Annotated in this window: 2 protein-coding genes; both read left to right on the plus strand. The window is 63.2% G+C overall.

Annotation, left to right across the window (positions count from 1 at the left end; genetic code table 11):
• Nucleotides 1-253: 253 nt before the first annotated feature.
• Nucleotides 254-1159, plus strand: a complete 906-nt coding sequence (gene gcvA, locus EN914_RS32130; protein WP_013528412.1) for a transcriptional regulator GcvA — start codon at nucleotides 254-256, stop codon at nucleotides 1157-1159.
• A gap of 224 nt (nucleotides 1160-1383) precedes the next feature.
• On the plus strand, nucleotides 1384-2435 hold a 1052-nt coding region (locus EN914_RS32135), incomplete at its 3' end, for a sugar ABC transporter substrate-binding protein (protein ID WP_164779063.1).

Here is a 2435-nt window from a genome sequence, read left to right on the forward strand (position 1 = left end):
AGATCGCGCTGCAGATGCGGCGACAGGTCCCTGATGTCGAGATGTGCCCGTTTTTTGGCTGCGAACCAGCCGAATCCATCCGTCAGCCACGAAAACCAGCGATGATCGGGTGCGGAAGTGCATTTTTGCTGCGCCATGGTCATGATCGTCAACCTTCGCTATCCTGAACCCGAATGACGGGTTGACTGGAAATGTCGGTCTTGACGGCGGCCTTTGCCAATCGAACGTCGATAAGGACCCATAAGGAGGCTTTATGCCGGACCTCAGCTCTCGGCAGGTTTCACAGCTTCCGCCGCTGCAGGCGATCCGGGTGTTCGAAGCGGTGGCGCGGCATCTTTCCTTCACCAAGGCGGCCGAGGAACTTGCCATGACGCAAGCGGCGGTCAGCTATCAGATCAAGGTGCTGGAGGAACGGGTCGGCGCGCCGCTGTTCCTGCGCCGGCCGCGCCAGATCGCACTCACCGAGGCTGGACAGCGCCTTGCGCCAGCGGTCAGCGAGGCCTTCGCCATTCTCGGCCAGGCCTATGCGGCGGCGCGTGGCGGCGCCGACGGATTGCTGTGCGTCACGACGGTGCTGACCTTTGCCTCGAACTGGCTGGCGCACCATCTGGGCTCATTCCAGATCGCTCATCCCTCCCTTGCCGTGCGGCTCGAAACATCGAGCCGGCTGACGGATTTCGCCCGCGAGGATGTCGACCTCGCCATCCGGTCGGGCGGCGGCAAATGGCCGGGGCTGGAAGCCTACAAGCTGCTCGATGCCGATTTCACGCCGATGCTGAGCCCGAAGCTCGCGGCAAGCATCGGCGGCGTCAGGGAACCGGCGGACCTGTTGCGGCTGCCGATCCTCGATCCCGGCGACATCTGGTGGACACAATGGTTCGAGGCTGCCGGCGTGCACTCGCACGATCTCGCCAAACGGCCCGGCAGCAGCATGGGCGCGCAGGCCTATGAGGCCAATGCGGCGATCGCCGGTCATGGCGTCGCGATCCTGACCAGGGCGCTGTTCAAGGCGGAACTTGCCGGTGGGCGCCTGATCCAGCCTTTCGATCTGGTTGGCGACGACGGCCATGCCTTTTGGCTGGTCTACCCCGAAGCGCGCCGCAACGTGCCGAAGATCCGTGCCTTCCGCGACTGGCTGCTGGCCGAGATCGCCTGCTGACCGGCAGGCTTGCGGGCTGCACCTGGTCTCACAGATCCATCCGCTGTTGCCGCACTGTATCCGGCCAGGACGCTCTTCGTCCTGGCAATTTCCGCTCGTCCCGGCCTGCGGTGTCGCCCGGGTGCTGCGCTGCAGCATCGAATCCGACTTGACATAATTCACGCAAAGTGAGTAATTGCCCAAAGCCAAGGCAAATGCTCATCTTGGTTCAAGGGAGGAATTTGATGAAACTTCGCACGCTCACCCTGGGCTTGTTGTCGGCCAGCACGCTTGCGTTCGCCGCACACGCCGAATCCATCACCATCGCCACCGTCAACAATGGCGATATGGTCCGCATGCAAAAGCTGACCGAGGACTTCACCAAGGCGAACCCCGACATCCAGCTCAACTGGGTTACGCTCGAAGAGAATGTACTGCGCGAGCGCGTCACCACCGACATCGCCACCAAGGGCGGCCAGTACGACGTGATGACCATCGGCACCTATGAGGTTCCGATCTGGGCCAAGCAGAGCTGGCTTTTGCCGCTCGACAAGCTCGGCGACGACTACGACGCCAAGGACATCATCCCGGCCATTGCTGGCGGCCTTTCGGTCGACGGCAAGCTCTATGCCGCGCCCTTCTACGGCGAAAGCTCCTTCGTCATGTACCGCAAGGACCTGATGGACAAGGCCGGGCTGAAGATGCCCGACGCGCCGACCTGGGACTTCATCAAGCAGGCCGCCGACAAGATGACCGACCGCGCCAATGGCGTGAACGGCGTGTGCCTGCGCGGCAAGGCCGGCTGGGGCGAGAACATGGCTTTCCTGACCGCCATGTCGAACTCCTTCGGCGCCCGCTGGTTCGACGAGAACTGGAAGCCGCAGTTCGATCAGCCGGAATGGAAGAACACGTTGCAGTTCTATGTCGACCTGATGAAGGCCGACGGCCCCGAGGGGGCTTCCTCCAACGGCTTCAACGAAAACCTGGCGCTGTTCCAGCAGGGCAAATGCGGCATGTGGATCGACGCCACGGTCGCCGCGTCCTTCGTTTCGGACCCGAAGAACTCGACTGTCGCCGATAAGGTCGGTTATGCGCTGGCGCCCGACAATGGCCTGGGCAAGCGCGGCAACTGGCTGTGGGCCTGGTCGCTGGCCATCCCCGCCGGCACGCAGAAAGCGGATGCCGCCGAGAAGTTCGTCTCCTGGGCGACCAGCAAGCACTATGCGGAGCTCGTCGCTTCGAAGGAAGGCTGGGCCAACGTTCCTCCGGGCACGCGCTCCTCGCTCTACGCCAATGC

It is taken from the genome of Mesorhizobium sp. M7A.F.Ca.CA.001.08.2.1, assembly GCF_003998455.1.
Classification (GTDB): Bacteria; Pseudomonadota; Alphaproteobacteria; order Rhizobiales; family Rhizobiaceae; genus Mesorhizobium; species Mesorhizobium ciceri.